Origin of the sequence: Clostridium sp. BL-8 (genome assembly GCF_002006495.1) — a bacterium.
Taxonomy (GTDB): domain Bacteria; phylum Bacillota; class Clostridia; order Clostridiales; family Clostridiaceae; genus Clostridium.
In genome coordinates this window covers 89,360-113,693 of the sequence record NZ_LZZL01000007.1, presented here as the reverse complement: position 1 = coordinate 113,693, position 24,334 = coordinate 89,360, and the positions used below count along the sequence as shown (strand labels likewise).

Annotated in this window: 21 protein-coding genes and 1 riboswitch; of the genes, 3 read left to right on the top strand and 18 right to left on the bottom strand. The window is 30.4% G+C overall.

All coding sequences use genetic code 11. From position 1 onward, the window contains the following. Nucleotides 1–79: 79 nt before the first annotated feature. Both CLOBL_RS03340 and CLOBL_RS03335 read right to left on the bottom strand, forming a co-directional pair. A complete protein-coding gene (locus CLOBL_RS03340) occupies nt 80–2,050 on the bottom strand; it encodes a methyl-accepting chemotaxis protein (RefSeq protein WP_077857719.1) in 1,971 nt (656 codons plus the stop codon). Between the two features lie 327 nt (nt 2,051–2,377). Further along, nucleotides 2,378–3,829 (bottom strand): DASS family sodium-coupled anion symporter, encoded by a 1,452-nt coding sequence (locus tag CLOBL_RS03335; RefSeq protein WP_077857718.1) that lies wholly within the window; start codon nt 3,827–3,829, stop codon nt 2,378–2,380. A 488-nt stretch (nt 3,830–4,317) separates the two neighbouring features. On the opposite strand from CLOBL_RS03335, the gene CLOBL_RS27825 reads away from it, so the two are divergent. Continuing rightward, on the top strand, nt 4,318–4,467 hold the full coding sequence (locus CLOBL_RS27825) for a hypothetical protein (RefSeq protein ID WP_179117669.1): 150 nt from the start codon (nt 4,318–4,320) through the stop codon (nt 4,465–4,467). A 256-nt stretch (nt 4,468–4,723) separates the two neighbouring features. On the opposite strand, the gene garD is transcribed toward CLOBL_RS27825, so the two are convergent. Beyond that, complete coding sequence (garD, locus tag CLOBL_RS03330) at nt 4,724–6,241, bottom strand: galactarate dehydratase (protein ID WP_077857717.1); 1,518 nt, start codon at nt 6,239–6,241, stop codon at nt 4,724–4,726. A gap of 142 nt (nt 6,242–6,383) precedes the next feature. Between garD and CLOBL_RS03325 the strand changes: the two genes are divergently transcribed. Then, nucleotides 6,384–7,322, top strand: a complete 939-nt coding sequence (locus tag CLOBL_RS03325; protein ID WP_242953777.1) for a LysR family transcriptional regulator — start codon at nt 6,384–6,386, stop codon at nt 7,320–7,322. A gap of 234 nt (nt 7,323–7,556) precedes the next feature. Here the strand turns inward: CLOBL_RS03325 and CLOBL_RS03320 are convergent, their stop codons facing one another. Continuing rightward, the gene (locus CLOBL_RS03320) at nt 7,557–7,979 is read right to left on the bottom strand and encodes a PPC domain-containing DNA-binding protein (protein ID WP_179117668.1); all 423 of its coding nucleotides are present in this window, start codon (nt 7,977–7,979) and stop codon (nt 7,557–7,559) included. A 358-nt stretch (nt 7,980–8,337) separates the two neighbouring features. On the opposite strand from CLOBL_RS03320, the gene CLOBL_RS03315 reads away from it, so the two are divergent. Then, the gene (locus CLOBL_RS03315; protein WP_077857714.1) at nt 8,338–9,141 is read left to right on the top strand and encodes an MBL fold metallo-hydrolase; all 804 of its coding nucleotides are present in this window, start codon (nt 8,338–8,340) and stop codon (nt 9,139–9,141) included. Between the two features lie 210 nt (nt 9,142–9,351). On the opposite strand, the gene CLOBL_RS03310 is transcribed toward CLOBL_RS03315, so the two are convergent. From CLOBL_RS03310 to sdaAA, 14 genes are all read right to left on the bottom strand, one after another. Beyond that, on the bottom strand, nt 9,352–9,639 hold the full coding sequence (locus CLOBL_RS03310; protein ID WP_077857713.1) for a Dabb family protein: 288 nt from the start codon (nt 9,637–9,639) through the stop codon (nt 9,352–9,354). A 190-nt stretch (nt 9,640–9,829) separates the two neighbouring features. After that, nucleotides 9,830–10,882 (bottom strand): NADH:flavin oxidoreductase, encoded by a 1,053-nt coding sequence (locus CLOBL_RS03305; RefSeq protein WP_077857712.1) that lies wholly within the window; start codon nt 10,880–10,882, stop codon nt 9,830–9,832. Nucleotides 10,883–11,196: 314 nt separating this feature from the next. Next, nucleotides 11,197–12,423 (bottom strand): FprA family A-type flavoprotein, encoded by a 1,227-nt coding sequence (locus tag CLOBL_RS03300; protein WP_077857711.1) that lies wholly within the window; start codon nt 12,421–12,423, stop codon nt 11,197–11,199. A gap of 130 nt (nt 12,424–12,553) precedes the next feature. Beyond that, nucleotides 12,554–13,183, bottom strand: coding sequence for a thiamine phosphate synthase (gene thiE / locus CLOBL_RS03295; RefSeq protein ID WP_077857710.1), 630 nt, complete (start codon nt 13,181–13,183; stop codon nt 12,554–12,556). Between the two features lie 103 nt (nt 13,184–13,286). Continuing rightward, a complete protein-coding gene (gene thiM, locus CLOBL_RS03290; protein WP_077857709.1) occupies nt 13,287–14,114 on the bottom strand; it encodes a hydroxyethylthiazole kinase in 828 nt (275 codons plus the stop codon). 200 nt (nt 14,115–14,314) lie between these two features. After that, entirely contained in the window at nt 14,315–15,625 is a 1,311-nt protein-coding gene (gene thiC, locus CLOBL_RS03285; protein WP_077857708.1) for a phosphomethylpyrimidine synthase ThiC, read from the bottom strand. 157 nt (nt 15,626–15,782) lie between these two features. After that, complete coding sequence (gene thiD / locus CLOBL_RS03280) at nt 15,783–16,583, bottom strand: bifunctional hydroxymethylpyrimidine kinase/phosphomethylpyrimidine kinase (RefSeq protein WP_077857707.1); 801 nt, start codon at nt 16,581–16,583, stop codon at nt 15,783–15,785. 16 nt (nt 16,584–16,599) lie between these two features. Continuing rightward, entirely contained in the window at nt 16,600–17,133 is a 534-nt protein-coding gene (thiW, locus tag CLOBL_RS03275; protein WP_077857706.1) for an energy coupling factor transporter S component ThiW, read from the bottom strand. 132 nt (nt 17,134–17,265) lie between these two features. After that, a riboswitch (TPP riboswitch) is annotated at nt 17,266–17,376 on the bottom strand. A 235-nt stretch (nt 17,377–17,611) separates the two neighbouring features. Further along, nucleotides 17,612–17,806 (bottom strand): hypothetical protein, encoded by a 195-nt coding sequence (locus tag CLOBL_RS03270; RefSeq protein WP_009168528.1) that lies wholly within the window; start codon nt 17,804–17,806, stop codon nt 17,612–17,614. 76 nt (nt 17,807–17,882) lie between these two features. Then, nucleotides 17,883–19,436 carry an FMN-binding protein gene (locus tag CLOBL_RS03265; protein ID WP_077857705.1) on the bottom strand — a complete coding sequence of 518 codons (1,554 nt, stop codon included), beginning with the start codon at nt 19,434–19,436 and terminating at the stop codon, nt 17,883–17,885. A 334-nt stretch (nt 19,437–19,770) separates the two neighbouring features. After that, nucleotides 19,771–20,823, bottom strand: coding sequence for an FAD:protein FMN transferase (locus CLOBL_RS03260; RefSeq protein ID WP_077857704.1), 1,053 nt, complete (start codon nt 20,821–20,823; stop codon nt 19,771–19,773). Nucleotides 20,824–20,996: 173 nt separating this feature from the next. Next, the gene (locus tag CLOBL_RS03255; protein WP_077857703.1) at nt 20,997–22,535 is read right to left on the bottom strand and encodes a HAMP domain-containing sensor histidine kinase; all 1,539 of its coding nucleotides are present in this window, start codon (nt 22,533–22,535) and stop codon (nt 20,997–20,999) included. Further along, complete coding sequence (locus CLOBL_RS03250) at nt 22,532–23,221, bottom strand: response regulator transcription factor (protein WP_077857702.1); 690 nt, start codon at nt 23,219–23,221, stop codon at nt 22,532–22,534. The genes CLOBL_RS03255 and CLOBL_RS03250 overlap by 4 nt, the downstream gene beginning before the upstream one ends. A gap of 109 nt (nt 23,222–23,330) precedes the next feature. After that, complete coding sequence (sdaAA, locus tag CLOBL_RS03245) at nt 23,331–24,206, bottom strand: L-serine ammonia-lyase, iron-sulfur-dependent, subunit alpha (RefSeq protein ID WP_077857701.1); 876 nt, start codon at nt 24,204–24,206, stop codon at nt 23,331–23,333. Nucleotides 24,207–24,334 lie beyond the last annotated feature (128 nt).

Here is a 24,334-nt window from a genome sequence, read left to right as displayed (position 1 = left end):
ATTAATATTTCCATAAACTTATGTCTACATCCACACTTTAATATTCATCTATATCTTTTATTTTAAATTAAACATGAGATTAACTAATCTGAAATTTATCTGTCATTTTTTCAAGACTTTCTGACATTTCACCTAACTCAGCAGCTGATGCAGTCATCTCTTCAATTGATGCTACTTGCTCTTCTGTTGTAGCGGAAATTGTTTGTGCTCCCATACTTACACTATTAGAAAGTTCAGCCATTGTTTTCATATTTAGTGATATTTCCTTTCCATCATTCTCCATAGACTCTATAGAGTTATCCACTTCTTTTATATTTACTGAAATTTCTTGAATAGAATTGAATATTAAATCAAAATATCTATTGGCTTCTTCTATTATTCTAGATCCGCAACCAACCTCATTTAATCCTTTGTCCATTACCAGACTTACATTTTCAGTTTCACTTTGGATTCCATTTATTAAATTGCTTACTTTTTCTGCTGCTACGCCAGATTGCTCGGCTAATGCACGTACTTCTTCAGCTACAACAGCAAACCCCTTTCCCTGCTCTCCTGCACGTGCTGCTTCTATTGCGGCATTTAATGCTAACAGATTTGTCTGCTCAGAAATTCCCTTTATTACTTCTGTAATTTCTCCTATAGCCTTTGAATGTTCACCTAACTTATGTAGAACCTCAGCAATATTATTAACACTTTCTTGAATATTTTTCATACTTAAGTTAATTTGTGACAATGCCTTGCTTCCACTTTCCGAATAATCTGCTGCATTATCTACTACCTTAGTAACCGTATTGGATTTTTCTTTTACATTATTAATTCTTAATTCTAAATTATCTATATTTGAACTAATTTTATCTATACTTGAGTTTACTCTTAAAGCTCCTTCTGCTATTTCATTAACATTTTCAGCTGTAGTAGTTGAAGCTTGTGATTGCTGTCCACATACCTCTGCAAGCTCTTTAGATGCTTCAGAAACCCGAACTGTATGTACTTTAATATTATCAATTAATTCTTGCAAATTGTTAACCATTTTTTCAAAACTTCTGCTCAAAATACCTATTTCATCTTTTGATTTAACATTTATATTCTTAATGGTTAAATTTCCTTTTGCAATATCTTCAGCAACAAATGCAATAAGCTGTATTGGTTTAATTCCACGCCTAATTACTAAATATCCAATAATGCTTGAAAGTATTATTAGAATTAATCCTATTGAAGAGATAATAAGAGAACTCTTTATGCTGTCTTTTATAACAAGACCATATGGTTTTTCAGCACAAATCAGCCATCCAGTTTTAGGATCTTTAACATAACTAATGAGCATATCAGTTCCATCTTTTTTCACACTTACTGAACCTTTATTACCACTTAAGCCATCTTTCACAAAAGCGTAATCGCTTAAATCTTCTCTATCTTCTAATTTTTCTAAAGTTTTGTTAGCATCCGCTAATAATTTACCATCGCTATCTAATACATACACAGTAACATCATTATCTGATAATTCTTTAACAAAATCCTTTAGCATAGTGAGCTGGATAGTCCCTTGCAAAACCCCTGTTACATTTCCATTTTGCGCGTCTCTTATTGGAGTCGCTAATACCGTTATCAAATTACCAGTAGTATTACTTTGAAGAATTTCTGAAACAACTTCATCAGTACCTTTCATAGCAAGCTGAAAAAAGTTACGGTCTGAAGCATTCGCCAATTTCCCATCTGGAACTTTTATGAATTGATTTCCATCTGGTTTTGTAACTACATATGAATCAAAACTTTTATATACTTTTAAATTGTAGCTTAAAACATTATTAATTCCTTCCTTATCATAAGATTGAATACTTGGATCCTTTGCTGCCATCTCAAGTCCATGTAAATCTTCATTAATTAAGGCACTTACTTTTTCTTGGACTAATTCTGTCCTTTTTAAGTTATCACTCATGGAATTTTTTACTGCTGTATTTTCAGCAAAATAAAAGCTAATTGCAATAAAAATTATAAGTGGTACAACACTAGTCAATAATAACACTGCTAAAAGTTTCTTTTTTATACTCATATACAATCCTCCCCTAATTGTTTTTAAAACTAATAAGAATTTCTTCTTAAAGTAATGACCATGCTCTATTTAAAGTTCTTTTTGCATTTGCAATAATAATATCTGAATCTTCTTCTTCCCAAGGTTTAACTTCAAAAGAAACCATGTAAGGATTATCCTCTTCAAAAAACCTTCTTCTTTCATAACTTTCAAATATCTATAAATTGATTCTTTCACATTAATACCTCTTTTCGTAATTAAATAAAGATATTTGCAGAATTATATACAAAAACTTTATTCATTTGTATACTTAAACATTTATTTACTATATATATCGGAACTTCAAACTTAATACACCCCCATCAACTTCCACCATAGCATTCCAATTCCATACCAAATAATAATATGAGCTATCGATACAATAAATCCTACTTTCCACCATTTCTTTTGGTCAATATACCCTGTCGCAAAGAATACGCTGCCATGAGCCACTGCATAATGAGTTAAGCCTGAACTTAATGCCGACATATTAGTTAATAATACTATAGATATTATCGGAGGAACCCCAACACTTATTAATATTGCTAAAAATGCTGAAAATAGTGCAGTAAAGTGAACTGTATTGCTTGCAAATAGATAATGGAGATAATACATAGCTACTGCGACTATAAATAATGCAGCCCACCAAGGAACTCCAGAAATATTTTTCTTAACTCCTCCGCTTATCCAATCAACAACACCTAACTTATTTAATTGACTTGACATCATCATAAAAGATCCCTGCCAAATCAATAAATCCCAAATCTCTTTTTTTCCAGTAAATTGTTTCCACGATACGATTCCTGTGGAAATAGCCACTACTAATCCCAAAACTGCTACAGTTGTAGAATCTATATTAAGCATACTTCCAAACATCCAAAGAAGTAGTACTGTAACAAATAACACAATCATTATTTTTTCCGATTTTTTGATTTTACCTAACTCCCCTAGCTTTTCATCCATTATGTCTTTAACATTATGTACTTCTTTTATTTCGGGTGGACAAATAAAATATATAATTAATGGTATTAAAATAAATCCAACCACACAAGGTCCTACTCCTACTAAGAACCAGCTTTGTAATGATATTTCTGCATCAACACCTAAACCTTTTGCCATGGTGATTGCTAAAAAATTCACAGCGGATGCCGTCATAAAAAACGATGATGATATGAAATTACTATGTAATGCTGTTAGTAATAAAAATTCTCCTGCTCTTTGCTGGGTTCCGTCTTCTGCTTTTGAACCATATCCTTCTGCTAAAGATCGAGCAATAGGGAGCACTATCCCCGCCGATCTTGAAGTTGCACTTGGAACAAATGCCCCTAATATAATTTCACATAAAACCAATGCATATCCTGCTCCTATGGTTCTTCTACCGATCAATTTAATAATGTTGTAAGCAATTCTCTTTCCTAGACCTGTATTTGTAATTCCCATTGAAAGACAATCCGCGCACACTATGAGCCAAATAAGACTTTCACTATATGAGGAAAATGCTGTTTTGACTGTAATTATATGTGTAAAAGTCAATACAAAAATTCCAATAAAAGCTGCGAGTCCAACTGAGGCTGCTCCTATAGCACAAGCCACTATAATTGACATAAATACTGCTAGGAGGTACCACCCCTCTTGTGGTATTTGAGTTGGTCTAGGCATAAAACAAATAGCAATTCCAACAATTACTGATATAATAAGTGGAATTACTTTTACATTTGGTTTAAGAGTTTCCTCTTCAGTTTTTATACTACATACCGACATATGAAATCCCCCATTAATATAAAGTCTAAAATTAAATTCACCTATATTTAAATTATGCTATTTTTTTACTATTAGCTCAATATTCAATATTACAATTGTTAACTGCTGTTAATATATTTTTTTGTTCATTTGCACATTGTAAACAAGATACAATATGTGTTTTTTTGTGATTTATAACTATAAAAAATAAGGCATAACTACTACTGCTAATAATAGACATAAATAATTCTTTTAAAGGAATTTACTGCGCTCATCAACTTCTCTAATCAACCTTTTGCTAATTATACTCAAAGTTAATTTTTTAACGAAATATTATATTCGTTTTCAGAAACGATTTCAATATATTCAATATATTCTTAACATTAATTTTACATATTATTAATTTTTTGTTCATACTATATAACGTTTTCTTCAATTTTTTTCCTTTATTTTTATGTTTCAAAGTACTATTATAATAATATAAAAAAATAGATAAAAGAGGAAAATTTATGGAAAGATCAATTAATATACATTCAATTATAAAAAAAATTCTATCTAATTATGATATTGAGAAAATATTAAAAAGAGCTGAATTATTTAGTTCATCAGATTTTGCAGAAACATTTATTTGCTTAGATAAAAAACAATCAGATAAATAATAAGTTCATTTACCAGCTTATTTAAATTTGATTAAAGAAAATAGATAAGGTAATTGATATCAATAATTAAATTAATAAACATAAAAAAGCAAATAGAAAAAGCCTATAATTTAAATTATGAAGCTTTTTCTATTTGTTTTTTTGTCTTTTACAAAATAGGAGATATGCGTATGCATAATCCCTATTTCTAACACACTATTACCTCAATCACTTTAATATACCTTAATTAAAAACCCTGACAACTACCAATTTCTTATTATGTAATTGGAGCTGGATTGAAGATACACAAATCATTGTGCAGCTCATATTTTTCTGCACTAGATTTTGCTCTTCCGCTTGCAACCTCAATTATCTTATTAAATAGTTCTGTTCCTATTTCCTGTATTGTGGCATCTCCAGTTGCAATTGGACCAGCATTTATATCAATTAAATCCTGCCACATATCTTTCATATCATTCCTAGAACATACCTTTATTACAGGAGCTGCTGCCAAACCATACGGTGTTCCTCTACCTGTCATAAATACTTGAAGGGTAATACCTGATGCTAACTGACATGGACCACATACAATATCACTAGCTGGTGTTGCTGCATATATAAGACCTTTTTTATTAGGTCTTTCACCTGGTGATAAAACTTCTACTATTGGAGAAGTTCCTGACTTTGCAATTGATCCCATAGCCTTTTCTACTATATTTGATAGTCCGCCTTTTTTGTTACCTGGAGTAGGATTAGCACTACGATCAACTTTCCCATTTAATAAATAGTTATCATACCATTTCATTTCAGCTGCTAGTTTTTTGCCTACTTCTTCATTTATACAGCGTTCCCCAATGATATGTACCCCATCACGGACCTCGGTAACTTCAGAAAACATTACTGTAGCACCTGCTTGAACTAGCATATCTGCTGCATATCCTGCGCTTGGATTTGCTGTAACGCCTGAGAAAGCATCACTACCACCACATTGCATTCCAATGCAGAGTTCTGATAATGGGAGAATCTCCCTCTTTCTCATGTTTAGCTTAGCCAATTTTTTTTCAGCCATTTCCATTAATGCATTTATCATGGCATCCATTCCCTTTTGTTCTTGAAGAACAATAACATTTTCAGAAGATATATCTGCTTCATCTAACAGCATCTCAACTGTTAACTTTTCACAGCCTAAAGCTACTACCATTACTTCCCCGCCAAAATTAGGATGCTTCACAAGATTTTTCAAACTTCTAATTGGAACTTTAGCCTCTGGTGCATTAATAGCAACTCCACATCCATATGCATGATTAATTGGAACTATATCATCCACATTAGGATACTTTGGAAGTAATTCCTCCTTCATTTTTTTAACAGCTACATTTAAAACGCCTGTTACACATTGTACTGTTGTGCTTATTCCAAGAATATTTCTTGTACCCGCATAACCTCCATTTGGATTTTTATATCCTTCAAAAGTCTTAATCGGAGCCTCTGGAAGATCTGTAGCAATATTTGTTGCAAATTCCATTTCATCTACAGAAGGCGGCATAGGAAGTTCTAACATTTTCTCATTAATCCAGTCACCTTTCTTTATTGGATTAATAGCATATCCTAAAACGATTCCATAACGGACAATCTTTTCCCCCTTAGGAATATCACATAAAGCAATTTTATGACCTTGTGGGATATCTTCATTAGCTAAAATATTATCCATGACTTCTGTTCCTGCCGGTATTGTATTAACTGCAATCGCTACATTATCCACATCATTAATCTTTATATAAGTTTTTATACTCAATATACTCCATCTCCTTTCTTGAATTTTAAACCAAAATTAATAATAATTTTAATTTGTTTTTTCTTTGATTTTATTGTATAAAATAAGTAACTATTAATCAAATTAATTAAAATAAGACTACTCTTAGAAAAACTTATAGAAGGTGATATGTTTGGATTTAAAACAACTTGAATACATGGTTAAAATTTCAGAAGAAAAGAATATTACAAAAGCTGCTGAAAAACTCTTCATTACGCAATCAGCATTGAACCAACAGTTGTTAAAATTAGAAAAAGAATTAGGTGCTTCCTTATTCTATCGTTCTAGAACTAATTGGCATTTAACTGAAGTTGGTGAAATATACATATCTGCTGCCAAAGAAATTCTTGGTTTAAAAAAAGAAACATATAACAAAATCAGTGACTTAATTAATCTAAAAAATACTCATTTGTCCATAGGTTTAACTCCTGAAAGAGGAATATCTATGTTCGCATCAGTTTATCCTGAATTTCATAAATTGCACTCAAATGTTATTGTCGAACCAATGGAACTTAGCGTGAAAGAACAAGAGGTTATGATTAATTGCAGGGAATTAGATTTAGGATTTTTAACCTTATCAGATAATATTCAAAAGACTGATTTCTCATATAAATATATTTTAAATGAAAACATTATAGTTGCTCTTCCTTCTTGTCATCCTCTAGCTGAAAATGGAAGCAGATATGGTGATTTTCTTAATGAGATTGACTTAAAATTATTAAAAGATGATGAATTTGTATTGATTTCAAAGAGCAGCACAATCCGTGATGCTGTAAATCCATTATTTCAAGCTGCTGGCTTTACCCCTAATGTATTATTTGAAACAAGAAGTTGTCAAACTTTAATTAATATGGTTGAAAAAAATTTGTGCTGCACCATATTGCCAGAACATTATGCTATAGATTCCAATAATATTGCGTACTTCTCTCTGCCACAAAAACCCCAATTAAGAATTGTTGCCGTACACAAAAAAGGTGTCTACTTAAGTAAATCTACAGAAGATTTTATCAAACTTGCTTCGATTTATTGGAATACTTTAAGAAAAAATTTCAATCTTATTTAAATTTAAATTTACTTAGAAATATTCTTATTTAGTTAATTTCTCTAGTTTCCATTTAGATTTTTGCAATGCAAAAAGCCCTGAAATGAATTAATCAGCATTTCAAGGCTAATTTAAAAATAAATATTATCAACACCAAAATTCCTAAAATAACATTAAACTTTTAATATTTATTTTATACTGATATGTATCTTACTTCATCTATCGCTAATGCAACAACCCAATAGTATTTTTATCTTATAGTTTTAAGAAGTTAAGGCTAAATTCTGGATCTTGAGATTTTTCTAATTCTTCTCCTAAATCCCTAAGAAATATTTCCGCAGCTAGAGATATTTTTCCTTCAAATAAATGACCACCTACAATATTAAAGTTTTTATCTGATAATGTTATATGATTATGAACAAGAACATCACCGTTTGATAATCTCCCAACATTCCCCACAAGACTTGTTATTTCTAAATATTCCTCAATATCTTTAGTTTCATATACTTTTTCTTTTGGGTTAAACCATCCTAATTTAACGCTAGAAATTGCTCCAATTCCTGTGAAATATCCACCTCTAACGTTTTCACTTTTACATAATTTAGTAATTTCCTTAACTAAATCATCGCCTTTATCCATCTTTATTACATAATCGGAATTTATTTTTCTGAATTTCATGTACATCCCTCCAATTATTTTTAATTTCTTAAATTTAAAAGTTTTAAATTTAAGAAATATATATATTTCTGTGTTACAAATATAATGCTTTTACACACATAAATCATTATGTATTTGCATAAAGCTTAACTATTATCGTTACATTTTTTTGTGCATATTACTAATTTAAATTTATATTTATTATTTTATAATTATGTATAAACTTAAATAAATCGCAATATCTTTATAATATTTGTAGTTGCTTATTATATTTTTTCTCATAATGTTATTAATTAAACTACAGATATTTAGTACAAAATCTATTGATAAGAAAAAACTTAATTATATTATTCTTATCTTTATTACAAGGAGATTAAAAATGGAAAAAATAAATATACTTGGTACAGGATCTGCTATGGTTACAAAATGTTATAACACATGTTTCACTTTATCTAAAGATAATAAGCATTTTCTTATTGACGCTGGTGGCGGTAATACAATACTCACCAATCTAGAAAAATTAAATATTTCTATTAACCAAATACATAATATGTTTATATCACACAATCACAATGATCACATACTAGGCAGTATTTGGGCTATCCGTGCTGTAGCTCAAAGTATTTTAAATTATAAATATGCAGGTAACTTAAATATCTACTGTCATGAAACATCTATAACTGCGATAAAAACGATTTCTTCATTTGTTCTTCAGAAGAAATTTTTAAAACTTTTTGATGATAGAATATTATTTAACAAAATTAATGATAATTATTCCACTACCATACTAGATAGACCTACTACCTTCTTTGATATACACAGTACAAAGGATCTTCAATATGGATTTAAGACAACACTCAAAAATGGTAAGACTTTAACATTTTTAGGAGATGAACCTTATAGGGAAAACGTAAAAAGTTATTGCACAGACGTAGATTATTTACTTCACGAAGCATTTTGCCTTTATTCACAACGAGAAATATTCAAACCGTATGAAAAGCATCATGCTACAGCAAAAGATGCTTGCAAAAATGCTCAAAAATTAAATGTAAAAAATATTATTTTATATCATACAGAAGATAAAAACTTAGAGAATAGAAAATATCTATATACAACTGAAGGCAAGAAAGAATTTTCCGGCAATATATATATGCCAGATGATTTAGATATAATAGAATTATAGATTTAATAAGGCTATATTAGATATGATATACACATGGATGAGATACATTATTAACTTCATAAAATAGTTAACAATTTTTCTAACTCATCTTTTCAAATCATAATAATAAAAAATTATACTTTATAATTGATATATATATACTATATACAAAAGCAGCTATTATAAATAATATTTTTTATAATAGTTGCTTTTTAACATCAAATTGTTATATCAATCTATAGATTCGTAGCATAATGATGCTTGGCTTTCTAATACACTTCCAATATATTTAGCCACTTCAACATGTACCGGATGAATTAAGTAAGCATCTAAGGCTTCTAATGAATCATATTTAGTAATCAACATGATGTCATAATTTCCTTTACGTACATCAATCTCTACTTTTATATCCCTAAGAGTTTCAATCTTTCCTTTCATGCTTAGTAATGTATTTCTAGCCTCTTCAATACTTTCCTTGTTATTGTTCTTGAGCTTAATTAACAGATTATTTGTAATCATCTTTATTCCTCCAGTTTTATCTTTAAAATATAGTAGATATCTATAGTTATACTTAACTATGAGATAATTATAATATTTATAACCTGACAACATATAGTCATATTATTAATTTATATTTTTAAGCTGATTAATTAACATTCATTTATCCTACTAAATATAATCTTTATGGCATATTTAATCTTGAATTAGTTTAATTTTTATTCAAAATACACTTTCCTTTTCCAAGACATCCATTACAAGATACACACTTAGTTTTGCTAGTATCTCCACTTTCCCATCTTTTAACTAGGTCAGGCTCCGAAATCAAAGGCCTACACATAGCAAAATATTCGATTGATGTTTCATTCAATATGTTACTCATAGAGTCAAAATTTCTATTTCCTCCAACTAATATAACTGGAACCTTATTTTCTGCTGCAATTTTTTCAGTATACTCTTTAAAATAAAACTCATCTTTAGAATTAAATAACTGATACCACGCTCCACTAATTTCTATTGCATTAATGCCCTTATTAGCAAGTTCTTTACATGTATAGCTTAATCCTTCATAAGTTATCCCTTGATCAATACCATCCATACAATTTATTTTCACAAAAATAGGATATTCGTTTCCAACTGCTTCTCTAACTTCACTATAAGTTTCTAAAACCATCCTTGCTCTGTTTTCAATTGTTCCACCGTATTCATCAGTTCTTCTATTATAATAAGGTGTCAAAAATTGATTTAGTAAAAAGCCATGAGCTGAATGAAGTTCAACACCATCAAATCCTGCTTTTTTAGCACGAACTGCTGCCTCTGCAAAAGCCTTCTGTATATGTTTAATATCTTCTTTACTCATTTCCTCAGGTATAATTTCTACACCTCTATATTCTAGTGCTACTGCACTTGGTGCCAATATTTTTTTGTTTCCTATTTCCCCTGATGCATGGGAGCCATAGTGAACCAGTTGAAGGATTATTTTTGAATCATATTCATGTACTACGTCTGTTAACTTTTTATACTCTGATATAAATGAATCGTCATAAATTCCAAAAGATCCTTCGCTCGGAATATCTGAATCAAGAATATATGTATATCCAGTAATTATCGCTCCTACTCCACCTTTAGCAATATCTCCATAAATTTCTAAGTCATTTTCTGTCATATGACCATTTACAGCATATCTATCTCCTGCTGCTGCTCGAATCAATCTATTTTTCAATTCCATAGTTCCTATTCTAGTTTTATCAAATAAAGTTTTCATTAATAACACACTTCCTATCTTCTAATAGTTATTTTGCTTTTTTACTTTAAAAAATATTAAATATTAATTATTTCAAGATTTTTTAGATTATTTTCAGTATATTATTTAGAGCATACTCTAAGTCAATAGTCAGTTTAAGATTGATTGAAATTGATTTGTAAAATGAAAAACTTAGTTCGTGTTCGCAAGAATAATTTCATCATAGATGTTGTAATTTTCCTTAAAATATTAAAATTAGGGCTTGTAAATCAAGCCCTAATTTTAATATTTCAATATATATTTTTTTAACTTCTTCATAATATACAATTATTATTTTATTGATTTTTTCTTAGATTCTCTTTATTTTGCATAGCACATCCAAAATTATAACCATAATCAAAAGCTTGTTTCAAGTCATCCTCACTTGGTTTAAATTTTATACGAAGTCCATCATCAACAACTTTCATTCTAAGCTGCTTTAATCTTTCTATGATATGTGGAACTGCCTCCCCACTCCATCCATAGCTTCCAAAAGCACTTGCAAATTTATTACAATGAGTTCTTGCAAAAATTGATGTTGTTAAATCCCAAATAGGTTTTAATGCCTCACCTACTATTGTAGGAGTTCCAAATAAAATACCATCAGCAAATTCAAGTTCTTCAAGTACTTTAGCTTGATCTGCTTCTACCATGTCATAAAGCCTCACATCAATATCTCCACTTTCTTGAATTCCTTTAGTAATTTCATAAGCTAATTCCTTTGTATATCCATAAGCACTTACATACGGTATAATTACTGTCTTCTTAGGATTTGGATTAACAACATTACACCACTTCTTGTAGTATTCCATAATTTCGTCTATTCGAGAGTCAAGTACTGGACCATGACCTGTGCATATCATATCAATTTCTAAATCTTTAATTCTTTCTAATGCTTTTGACATAAATGGATTTTTAAAAGGTCCAATTATGCAGTCAAAATAATATTTAAGAGCTCTTAAGTATCCCTCATTATCTGTAACCTTACTTAACAAAATTTCATCAAAGCTATAATGAGCTCCAAAAGAATCACAAGTAACTAATGCTTTATCTTCTTCAATATATGTATACATTGTATCAGGCCAATGTAAATTAGGAAGCATCATAAAACGTAGAGTTTTATTTCCTAGTTTTAAGGTTTCATTTTCCTTAACAATTATACTGTTAAATTCGCGGTTTACAATATTTTTTAGAAAACCTATAGCAACTTGAGTCCCAACAACTTTGATATTAGGATTCATCTCAACAAGTTTTTCTACACTGCCTGCATGATCTGGTTCTGTATGATTCACAACAATATATTCAATGTCTTTAATATCAACTAATTTATTCAATGCTTCCAAATATTCATCAAAAAATTTAGCCTTTGCTGTTTCAAATAAAACCACGCTTTCATTTGTTTTAAGTAAATATGAGTTATAAGAAGTTCCAAATTCTGTCTCCATTACAATATCAAATACTTTTAAATTAGGATCTAAAACACCTGTCCAGTATAAATCCTTTTTTAATTCTAATATCTTCATATAAAATCCCTCCTAGTATGTTTTCTACACATAAAAATATTATACATCTTTTTCTAAGAAATGATTAGAGTTCTTGTGCATGAAAATAAATTTACTTATAAAAGTTCTACTTATTTATTAATTTTACATCTTAAACTTGCTTAAATATTTCACTTATTTCTCTTGCAGCTTCTGCAATATCCTTTTGCGCAATAATAGCAGAAACTATTGCAAGTCCATCAATTCCACTTCCTTTAAAATCTCTGGCTGTGACTTTATTTATTCCACCAATTACTACTATAGGGATAGATACATTTTCTCTTATTTTCTTTAGTTCTTCCATACTAGTTGGATTTGCATCCTTTTTAGTTCCAGTTGCATACATTGCACCAACACCTAAATAGTCAGCACTATCTTTTTGTGCTTTAAGAGCTTGTTCTAGTGAACCTGTTGACACTCCAATAATTTTATCTTCCCCAATTATCTTTCTTACAATTGCTGCCGGCATATCACTTTGACCTACATGTACCCCTGCTGCATCTACTGCGAGTGCAATATCTAATCTATCATTTATTATAAGTGGAACATTGTATTTATCAGTGATTTCTTTAACTTTCACAGCAGTACTATAAAAATCAAGAGATGAACAATCTTTTTCTCTTAATTGAATTAATGTACATCCTCCAATAATAGCTTGCTCTACAGCTTCTTCTAAAGTTTCTGTACTCATTAAATCCCTATCCGTTACAAGATAAATACTATAATCTATTTTAGGTTTCATATATAAATCCACTCCATTTCTATATTAATATTTTTTTATTTAATTTAAGCGTATATCTAATTTTACTAGATATACGCTTAAAACACACTCAAAAAATATCTTATTATTCTTTAATTTTAGCCATTTTTTTAATTATTTCAGTATTTAAATTACTTATTGCATCTATAATAGCAATATGGAAGCTACCTGTTCCAATATTCCCTGCCTTTTCAAATGCAATTTCTCCTGCAATTCCCATTGAAATAATTCCTGATATAGCTGCAATGAAATAATCTGAACCTGCGCCACAATATGCTCCAACTAATGCACTTGTCATGCAGCCAGTTCCTGTTACATTTGATAACATTTTTGTTCCATTTTCAAGTATAGCTACTCTTTCCCCGTCAGATATAATGTCTATTACACCAGTAATAGCTACAGTACAATTAAGTCTATTAGCTAAATTTTTAGCTACATTAATACCTTCATCACTTCCACCTTTTGTATCAGCCTCTGAAGCATCAACACCTTTTGTAGTTGCTTGTAAACCTGCTATAAATTTGATTTCAGACATATTTCCACGTAAAACACTTATTTTAACTTCATCTATTATTCTCTTAGTGGTAGCATTTCTAAATTCTGATGCCCCTGCACCTACTGGGTCAAAAACAACTGGTATGTTTAATTCATTTGCCTTTTTTCCTGATGCAACCATTGATTCAATAGTTCTTTCGTTTAATGTACCAATATTTATTACAAGTGAAGATGAAATTTTAGTAATATCTGCTGCTTCTTTAATATCATCTGCCATAATTGGTGATGCACCTAATGCAAGCAAAATATTAGCACAATCATTTACTGTAACATAATTAGTTATATTATGCACAAGAGGTTTATTATTCCTAACCTCATCTAATAATGTTCCTATTTCTAAAACTATTTCATTATTCATAAAACCTTAGCAAGAATTTATCTTTAATAATATCAGAATTCTTGCCAGCTCCTCCCTTCGATAATCAACAGTATTCAACTCATTTTAATTAATTTGCTAAAATGGCTGCAACTTCTAATGTTAGAAATCCACAATCTTATTCCCTAAGTAGCCGAAACAACATAGTAACCATTCTTTCGGTTTATCGCATACACTTAAGTTTATTTTTGATCAAAAAGTTCTACTTTTTCACCATTTAAAATTTTATTAGTTGTTCTTACAGCACACATCTTTCCGCACATTGAGCAGCTATGTTTGTCTTCTGGTGGTATGCTTTCAAAATATTCTCTTGCCTTCTTTCCATCTATGGCAACCTTGAACATCTCTTCCCAATCTAATTTTTGACGAGCATCTGCCATTGCATTATCTCTATCTCTTGCTCCTGGAAGTCCATTAGCTATATCTGCTGCATGAGCTGCAATCTTTGAAGCAATGATTCCTTCCTTAACATCTGATAAATCTGGAAGTCTTAAATGTTCAGCAGGTGTTACATAGCACAAGAAGTTTGCTCCATTAGTTGCTGCAATAGCTCCACCAATTGCTGAAGTAATATGGTCATATCCTGGGGCAATATCAGTAACAAGTGGTCCAAGTACATAGAATGGTGCTCCATGACATAATCTCTTTTCAATCTGCATGTTTGCTGCTATTTCATTTATAGCCATATGTCCAGGTCCTTCAATCATAACTTGAACATCTTTTTTCCAAGCTCTCTTTGTTAATAACCCTAATTCTATAAGTTCTGTAACTTGTCCTGCATCAGTTGAATCATCAAGGCAGCCTGGTCTCATAGCATCGCCAAGACTTATTGTAACATCATACTCTCTAAGAATTTCAAGCAATTCATCATAATGCTCATAAAATGGATTTTCATTTCCTGTCATCTCCATCCAGGCAAATAATAAAGATCCTCCACGAGATACTATGTTCATCTTTCTCTTATCTTCTTTAAATATTGAAACTGTTCTCTTATTTATACCTGCATGAATAGTAACAAAGTCAACTCCAGCCTTCGCATGAGCTCTAACTACTTCAAGAAAATCCTCTGCTTTTATGTTTAAAAGATCCTTTTCAAGATATCCAATTGCATCATACATTGGAACTGTTCCTATCATAGCAGGAGAATATTCAATAAGTTTTTCTCTAAATTCTTGAGTCTTTCCATAATTACTTAAATCCATTATAGCTTCAGCACCAAAGTCTATTGCCATTTTTACTTTTTCCATTTCTCTACAATAATCCACTGAGTCTCCAGATATGCCTAAGTTAACATTTATTTTTGTTCTTAATCCATCGCCAATTCCTTCTGGGCTAAGTGATTTATGATTAATATTTGCTGGAATAACTATTTTACCCTCTGCTATAAGCTTCATTAATTTTTCTTCTGAAATTTTTTCTTTCTCAGCTACTACCTTCATTTCTTTAGTAACTATACCTTTTCTTGCTGCTTCCATTTGAGTTTTATAATTCATTTTATTTTCTCTCCTTTATCACATTTTTTATATAACAAAATTTTAAATTTACAATTCTAGTCCCTAACTTTTAAACCACTATTTTTTTAGAATTCTGTAAAGATCCTATCTTATTGTTAGTTAACTCTTAATTCTTAACTTTTAGCCCTTAGCTAATTTAAATATTTGCTTTTTTATAAAGTTCATAAAAATGATTAGTAGGTCCTACACCTTTACCAAGTTCAAAGCCATGCTCAATTGCAACTGTTATATATCTCTTTCCTTCTTTAACAGCTTGCTCAATACTCATATTCTTTGCTAAGTTTGCTGCAATAGCAGATGATAAAGTACATCCAGTTCCATGAGTATGCTTTGTATTTATTCTTTCCTGTGGTAAAAACATAAAGTTCTTTCCATCAAATAGTAAGTCAGTTGCGTCCTCTTCTAAATGCCCGCCTTTAACTAAAACAGCCTTTGGTCCAAGTTCCTTAAGTTTTAAAGCCGCTTCCTTCATTTCTTCTAAATTGCTTATTTCTATACCTAAAATTTCTTCAGCTTCAGGTAGATTAGGCGTAATTAGCGTTGCTAAAGGAAATAATTCCTTAACTAAGGTATCCTTAGCATCTTTTGATAATAAATTAAAACCGCTTTTTGAAATCATAACAGGATCTAAAACTATTACTGGTAGTTTTTCAACCTTTTTTAAAGCTTTAGCTATAGCTTTTATTGATTCGATTTTAGAAACCATACCTATTTTTATTGCATCAACCCTAATATCATCAAAAATAACATCTATTTGTGATTCTATCATTTCTGGATTTATATCTTGAATTCCAAAAACCCCCATGGTATTTTGAGCCGTTACAGCTGTGATAACGCTCATTCCATAAACTCCATTTGCAGAAAAAGATTTTAAATCAGCTTGAATTCCCGCCCCTCCACAGGTATCTGAACCTGCAATAGTTAATGCTCTAAACATAAAATCATCCTTTCATTTAAATTTGATTAGTACTATGTTTTTCATCTATTGGTGACTCATTCTCTATTAACATTTTCTTTATAACAGGAATATTTACAAAGAAATATGCTATTATTGCTCCAACTGTGCAGCTTGATATAAATGGTATTACATAAACAAATACTGCAACATTCTTGCCTAAAACAATTTCTGTCACTGGATAAGCTAATAATGCTCCTAATATTCCTGTACCAATTATTTCTCCAATCACAGCTATACTTGGTCTTCTAAATTTCTTATACAGAATCCCGGCAAGAAACGCACCCACCATGCTTCCTGGAAACGCCAATAAACTTCCTGTTCCCATAATATTTCTTATAAGTGATGTAATAAATGCATTTGCAAGAGCGTATAACGGACCAAGGGTTATTGCACCAACTACATTTACAAAGTGCTGCACCGGAGATATCTTGGCCGCTCCAATTGGTACGGAAAATGTTCCAAATATCACAGAAATCCCAATTAACACTCCACTTAATGCGATTTTCTGTGCTTTACTTTTTTCCCTCATTTTAATGACCTCCTAAAAAATAAAGTAGATTATTTTTTTAAGATTTTTTAATTGATTAACTTTAAAGAAGTTAAATATTTTAAGCAAAAAAAAATGTATCCCAACGGGATACATTAACAACCATATGCACACAAAAATATTAATATACTTCCCTACGTTGGTACTAACCAAATCAGGTTATAAGAGTCTAGGAAATCAATCTTTCCAATCTCAGCTAAAATATTAGCTCCCCTAGTTATTCAATTATAAAATTATCTTTTACAATTTAAACATTATACCATTAGCCTTAAAACGTCAAGCAATATTTTTAGTGATAAATTATAAATAACAAGCAATACTTAGTTATAAATTAAAAGTTATAAATTATGCTCCTAAAAGTGAGAATCTAGAAAATAATTATTTAAGTTTTATATTTGGTTAGCATAACTTTCTCTGTGAGCTTTATTCTTAACTTTGTCACTTATCATTCTTAACTGATCTAATTGTTCTTTACTAATACATAGTATTTTCCATATCTTTTAACAGGTTTTATTACCTCAAATCCGTTGATAAGTTCACCTATCACTTGATCTTTAGCAACCTCAATTAAAATTGTTTCCTTCTTTTTCTTAACACGTTCTGCTGTTATTACGGCAGGTTTTCTGCCTATGTTAGTTCTGCTTTTAGATGGCATTTTATTTCATACTCCTATTAATATTATAATCCTGAGATTATTATATTAATAATTAATATAATTGTGTCTAAATATATTATTTTGCCTGACTTAAAGCATCAGCTACAGCACTCATGATTCCTTTTGAACTATAAGTAGCACCAGAAACAGTATCAACCTGAGCTGTCTGTTTTGAAATTATTCCCTTAGATATAGTTCCAAAGGCCCTATTATAATAATTAGAAGTATCTTTATTAGATAATGTTGTTATATCTGTTATTTTTCCACCTGCTATTGTTACAGAAATTTTAGTTGTCCCTCCTCTAAATCCTTGTCCGTTTCCTGTATATGTTCCATCTTTATAAGCATTATTATTGGATGTATTTACTGCTTCTGTTGTATTTCCTGTGTTTTTTGTATTAGAATTAGAAGCTGTACTTTCAGTTGAAGAAGTGCTATTAGCACTTGAAGTAGATGCTTGATTTAATGCATCTTTAACTGCACTTATTATTCCATTAGCACTATGTGTAGCTCCTGATACTGTATCTACTGCAGTCGTTTGTTTTGAAATTATTCCTTTAGATATATTTCCAAAGGCTCTATCATAATAGCTACGAGTATCACTATTGGATAGTGTTTTTATATCTGTTATTTTCCCACCTGCTATAGTTACAGAAACCGTAGTTGTTCCTCCAAATCCATGTCCATTTCCTGTGTAAGTTCCATCTTTATATTGTACAGAACTATTGGAAACAGAACCTTGAGAAACCTCATTTGAAGTTCCACTTGATATTACACCTGCCTTTGTTAAAGCATCTGCACTAAAATTACTTAATCCATATGTTCCAATCATTGCTGCTAATGCTACAGACCCTGCTAAATTTTTATTTACATCTTGTCCAAGAATATTTATATTTGCATTTCCTCTAGGGCATATTTCTGTACACTTTAAACAATTGATACAGTCACCACCTTTAGTGCCATCCACTTTATAAAGCTTTAATCCCATAGAACAATTCATAGTACAAGCTCTGCACTTTCCACAATCAGTTTTAGGTTTATTAATTTTTACTATTCCAATTTTAGAAATTATAGAAAATACGGCACCTAATGGACACAAATATCTACAAAAAAATCTTTCAATAAACGCTGCTCCTATTGTAATTAAAATTAAAAGCACTAAACCTATAAATAAGTTATTAAATATACCAGATACGTCAGACATTTGTCCAAACACATCCCACGGACTTGTACTTTGTAAAATATTACTTCCTAATGTCCATGAAATAATTATTATAAGCAGTAATATCACATACTTTGTATATTTTAATATTGAATCAATTTCTTCACTTATTTTAAATTTTCCTTTGAATATTTTTTTAGATATAGCATATACAAAATCATTATATGCTCCAAAAGTACATACCCATCCGCAAAACCATCTTCCCATTAGTATTGTTATAAGCATCACAGCTGTGAATTCTATTAAGCTTGGAAATGCTTGAATGAAATTAAAATTACCTTCTATAATCATTTTGTACACTGTTTTTACTTCACTAAATGTCATGGAATAAAGTCCAGGCATTATAAAAAACATAATTATTTGTACAGCATGCCTTAAAACTTGTGATTTCTTTATTTTCTTAGCCATCTCTTTTTCTCCTTCTAATAAAATCTTATATTTTTATAACTGCAAATATTTTTATAGCTGCAAATTAAAAGAGTTAAGCATCATTTATCCTATTATTAGTTATCTCTTATTAAATGTTAATTTTTTATTATTAGAAAAAACACCACTTGCCCTAAATGCGATATTTAATCCTTTCAACAATAAAAATTATAACAATTAAACCTTAAGACAACCTTAGTGTAAGCTTAGAATTTGCTGAGAATAGCTAAAAATGTGAAATTAATAGAGAATTACACTTGTAAAACCCAAAAATAATAGACAATCTTATGATTGCCTATTATTCCGCTATTGTATCTTATTCATTTTCTGATGTAAATTCTTTATCTGTTACCATAAAAATTTCATTAATGCCTGATGTGGTATATACTTTTTTATCTTCTGTAACTAATATTGCTTCAACACCCTCAATTGACTCTATAATCCTTAAGGACTTCTCTACTCCAAGAATATATATTCCTGTTGATAATCCATCACCATCTATAGAATTATCTGATATAATAGTTGCACTTATAATTTCACTTTCTGATGGGTATCCAGTTTTAGGATCAATTATGTGATGAAATCTCCTTCCATCTTCTATAAAATATCTTTCATAATTTCCTGAAGTAACAATTGACTTATCCTTAACACTTAGAATCCCTATGAATTCCCCCCTAGGTTTAAAAGGATTTTGAATTCCAACCTTCCAAGATGTATTATCCTGCTTATTACCTAATGCAAAAATATTTCCACCTAAATCAATTAATGCACTTTTAATATTATTCTTTATAAAAATATCCCTAACTTTATCAGCAGCAAAACCTTTTGCTATGCCTCCAACATCTAAGGCCTGTTTCTCTTGTTTTAACTTTATTGAAGAGTTACTTTCCTCCAAAATAACATCATTATAATTCACAAGCTTTAATACCTTGTCTATTTCAGACCTTTGTGGAATTCTTTCATCCTTTGTGCCTATTCCCCACAATTTCACTAAAGGTCTTATTGTAGGATCAAAAGTTCCCTCTAGAATTTTACTATACTCTATAGCTTTCTTAACCACAAAATATGTATCATAACTTACGATTTCAGCCTTTGCTCCAGCCCCCAAATTTATTTTTGATATTTCGCTGTTTTCCTTAAATGCTGACATTTTATCATCAATATCATTTAACTTTTCAAAGGCTTCATCAATTGCAGCTTCTGGTGCATTTCCATATGCTCTCAAATTAATTAACGTTCCAAGAACATAACCGCTTCTAGCCGCTTCATGCATTTTCTTACTCCTATTATATTTATTAATAAACTTACTAATTAAAAGAAAAATAATAACTATTGCACATATTACTAATAAAATATTTATAATACTCACCTACCAAACATACTATTAATTTTATAATAATCAAATCATACCAATTAAGTCTTAGTTTATCCTTAGTATAAGCTTAGAATTTACTGAGAATTTATTTGTTTATTAAAATAAAGGATACTCTGCCTCTTCAACTAATATATAGTCTTCAACCAAAAAGTATCCTTTATTGTTTATTAATCTTCTACTCTCATATATACTTTAAATGTTGTACCAACATTTACTTTACTTTCTACTTTAATTTTTCCTCCATTGCTATCTATTATAGCTTTAACTATAGAAAGTCCCAGACCATAACCTCCTCGTGTTCTTGATCTGTGTGCTTCACTTCTAAAGAATCTATCGTATATTTTTACAATATCTTTTTCCGGTATTCCTATTCCATTGTCTGTTATTCTTAGAACTGCAAAATTTTCATTATCCAAGTTTTCTACATATGTAGCTATAGTTATAATCCCCTTTTCACTATCCGTGTGAAGTACAGCATTTTGAGTCAAATTAAATATAACCTGCTTCATTTGATCTCTATTTATAATTGCTTTTACATTATCTGTGAATTCAAGCTGCAATGACCTATTTTTACAAAGTATCCTAAGCTGTGGTTCAACTTCCTTAATTACTTCATTAATATTTTCTATTCCCACTTCTACAACTGGCTGTCGATCCAGCCTAGTTAAAATTAAAAGATCATTTACCAATTTTGTGAGTCTTTCACTTTCTATTAATATGCTATTCAATGCTGAATCTAACTGCTCTTTGTTTTTAGCTGCTCCTCTTAATAAAACCTCGACAAATCCATGAATTGAAGTTAATGGTGTTCTTAACTCATGGGAAGCATCGGATACAAAACGTCTCATCTTTTCTTTAATCTCCCGTTCATTTTCAAAGGATTCCTCTATTCTTGCAAGCATAATATTAAATGATTTAGCCAACCTATCTATTTCTAATTGTCTGTTTTCTTCTTTAAGTCTCTTATGTAAATCAGTTACTCCTATGCCTTCAACTGTATCTGTTATATTATATAATGGCTTTAACGTTCTATTAAAAATAGTGGTTCCGAGTATTGTACCTATTATAAGAATCAAAACTGAAATACTGGTGTGCATATATAGCTGTCTATCTAATATGTCTGAAATATCTTGTATAGGTGTACTTAATTGTATTAATCCAGTTGGCGAAGATTGGTCCCCAACTTTTCTCCATGCAACCATTTGATAATTATTATTCTTATCTTTTACAATTTCATAGGTATGCTCTAAATTATCAGGTTTATTGCAGATACTTATATATTCTTCTTTGGAAAATATCGGCACCGGTATAGTTTTTATTTTCTTTTCATCTCTCTCTTTGGAATCATCATCACCATCTTTATCATCTTCTTTAATTATATTATCTGCATTTGTTTTTTTAAGTAGTATTTCACCGTTTTTATCTATCATAGATAAACTCATATTTTTATCTCTCAAAGTTTCTAATATACTATTAATGTTGTTTTCATCTATATCTTCTATATTGGTCTTAGATAATACATCCAAGTCTAAGCTATGAAATCTCGACTGCAATATCTGTCTTTTGCCTTCATATAAGTAATTTCTCATACTTATATATTGGAAAATCTCCATTGTAATTAGCAAAAAAGTCAGTATAATAAGAAAACGGAATAATAATTGCCACTTTAAACTCTTGACTTTGAATCTTTTTCTTAATTTCCTCATTGTATCACCACTTTATATCCGACACCACGAACTGTTTTAATTATATTATGCTCCTTGTCCTCAATTTTATCTCGTAAGTATCTTATATAAACCTCAACAATATTTTCCTCACCATTAAAATCATATCCCCAAACTTTCTCGAGAATTAATGATTTACTTAATGCCATTCCATTATTCACAAGTAAAAATCTTAATAAATTATATTGAGTTGGCGGTAAATCTAACACTTTGCCATTATATGTAATTTCATGAGCTCTATCATCTATAACAAAATTACCTAGTTGCTGAATATTATTTAATTCAGGAAAACTACTCCTTATTCTTGCATTAATTCGTGCTAAGAGTTCTTTAAAACTAAACGGTTTTGCCATGTAATCATCAGCTCCAATATCTAAGCCTCTAACTTTATCATCAACATCATCCCTTGCTGTAAGCATAATTATTGATGTTTTAATACATTTTTTAATTCTAGAGCATACTTCATATCCATTTATTCCTGGCAGCATAATATCTAATATAACTATATGTGGATTAATTTTTTGAGCTAATTCAATCGCTTCATTTCCATCAAAAGCTGAGTATACAACATACCCTTCTGCTTCTAAACCCATTTTAATAAAATCAACTATACTTTTTTCGTCATCCACTACTAAAATAGTAATTTGTCCTCTTGTTAATGGATTCATAATATTCCTTCCCTTCATTAAAAACATATAACAATTCACAGTTAGTAAATTATGATTCAGGCTCTACATTTTATAATTACACATTTTGAATCTTAGCTTATAATTTTTATTACTTTCCAAAAACTTGCTCCTTAAGCCTTAGTCCTTCTTTTGTTGTTGCTACTCCACCAAGAGCTGTTTCTCTAAGTGCTGGAGGTAAGCATTTACCTACTTTGTACATTGCACTTACTGTATCATCAAAAGGAATTTTAGAAGTTACGCCAGCCATTACCATATCGGCTGTACAAAGTGCGGTTACAGCACCTTGTGCATTTCTCTTAGCACAAGGTATTTCAACAAGTCCTGCCACTGGATCACATACAAGCCCTAAGACATTCTTAATTATTATAGCTGCTGCATCTAAGCTCATTTTAGGAGTTCCGCCCATCATTTCAACAACAGCTGCTGCACCCATTGCAGATGCTGAGCCACACTCTGCCTGACATCCGCCTTCTGCACCAGATAGTGTCGCATTTAGCCCTATGATAGTTCCTATTGCTGCTGCTGCAAATAATCCCTTCAGCATTTCTTCTTCATCTAATTTTAATTCTCTACCTGCTGATAAAATTACAGCTGGTAAAATTCCACATGAGCCAGCTGTTGGACAAGCTACTATTTTCCCCATGGAAGCATTGACTTCTGAAGATGAAATTGCCATTGCCATTGCCATTGTTGTCGCAGTTCCAGTAAGGGTTTTCCCACCTTTTGCATAATTATATAGTTTATGTCCATCTCCGCCTATTAATCCACTAACCGAATAAACTTCCTTTTCCATTCCTTCGTTTGCTGCTGATACCATAACCTTTAAATTTTGTCTCATTTTATTCATTACTTCTTCTCTAGTTAAGTTTTGTTCTTCCATTTCACACATTATGGCATACTCACTTAGTGAAATATTATTTTTTTCACATATTTCTAAAAGCTCTAATCCTGTTCTTGCTATCATAAAATAACTATTCCGCCTTCCTTAATTCTCAATTTTTCATCTTTTCCGTATCTCATTTGCATTACTAGAATAATATTTTTAAGAAGTCTATCCGAAGATTTCGTCCCCAACTTATAGTTCTTAATTCA

Excerpts from the sequence above, each read along its gene's own strand:
- CLOBL_RS03335 (WP_077857718.1), bottom strand. The coding sequence starts at position 3,829 with ATGTCGGTATGTAGTATAAAAACTGAAGAGGAAACTCTTAAACCAAAT.
- CLOBL_RS03315 (WP_077857714.1), top strand. The coding sequence starts at position 8,338 with ATGGAAAAAATAAATATACTTGGTACAGGATCTGCTATGGTTACAAAA.
- CLOBL_RS03270 (WP_009168528.1), bottom strand. The coding sequence starts at position 17,806 with ATGCCATCTAAAAGCAGAACTAACATAGGCAGAAAACCTGCCGTAATA.
- CLOBL_RS03250 (WP_077857702.1), bottom strand. The coding sequence starts at position 23,221 with ATGAATCCATTAACAAGAGGACAAATTACTATTTTAGTAGTGGATGAC.
- thiW (WP_077857706.1), bottom strand. The coding sequence starts at position 17,133 with ATGAGGGAAAAAAGTAAAGCACAGAAAATCGCATTAAGTGGAGTGTTA.
- CLOBL_RS03300 (WP_077857711.1), bottom strand. The coding sequence starts at position 12,423 with ATGAAGATATTAGAATTAAAAAAGGATTTATACTGGACAGGTGTTTTA.
- sdaAA (WP_077857701.1), bottom strand. The coding sequence starts at position 24,206 with ATGATAGCAAGAACAGGATTAGAGCTTTTAGAAATATGTGAAAAAAAT.
- CLOBL_RS03320 (WP_179117668.1), bottom strand. The coding sequence starts at position 7,979 with ATGAAATTCAGAAAAATAAATTCCGATTATGTAATAAAGATGGATAAA.
- CLOBL_RS27825 (WP_179117669.1), top strand. The coding sequence starts at position 4,318 with ATGGAAAGATCAATTAATATACATTCAATTATAAAAAAAATTCTATCT.
- CLOBL_RS03255 (WP_077857703.1), bottom strand. The coding sequence starts at position 22,535 with ATGAGGAAATTAAGAAAAAGATTCAAAGTCAAGAGTTTAAAGTGGCAA.
- CLOBL_RS03310 (WP_077857713.1), bottom strand. The coding sequence starts at position 9,639 with ATGATTACAAATAATCTGTTAATTAAGCTCAAGAACAATAACAAGGAA.
- thiE (WP_077857710.1), bottom strand. The coding sequence starts at position 13,183 with ATGAAACCTAAAATAGATTATAGTATTTATCTTGTAACGGATAGGGAT.
- CLOBL_RS03265 (WP_077857705.1), bottom strand. The coding sequence starts at position 19,436 with ATGGCTAAGAAAATAAAGAAATCACAAGTTTTAAGGCATGCTGTACAA.
- thiC (WP_077857708.1), bottom strand. The coding sequence starts at position 15,625 with ATGAATTATAAAACTCAAATGGAAGCAGCAAGAAAAGGTATAGTTACT.
- CLOBL_RS03305 (WP_077857712.1), bottom strand. The coding sequence starts at position 10,882 with ATGAAAACTTTATTTGATAAAACTAGAATAGGAACTATGGAATTGAAA.
- CLOBL_RS03340 (WP_077857719.1), bottom strand. The coding sequence starts at position 2,050 with ATGAGTATAAAAAAGAAACTTTTAGCAGTGTTATTATTGACTAGTGTT.
- thiD (WP_077857707.1), bottom strand. The coding sequence starts at position 16,583 with ATGTTTAGAGCATTAACTATTGCAGGTTCAGATACCTGTGGAGGGGCG.
- thiM (WP_077857709.1), bottom strand. The coding sequence starts at position 14,114 with ATGAATAATGAAATAGTTTTAGAAATAGGAACATTATTAGATGAGGTT.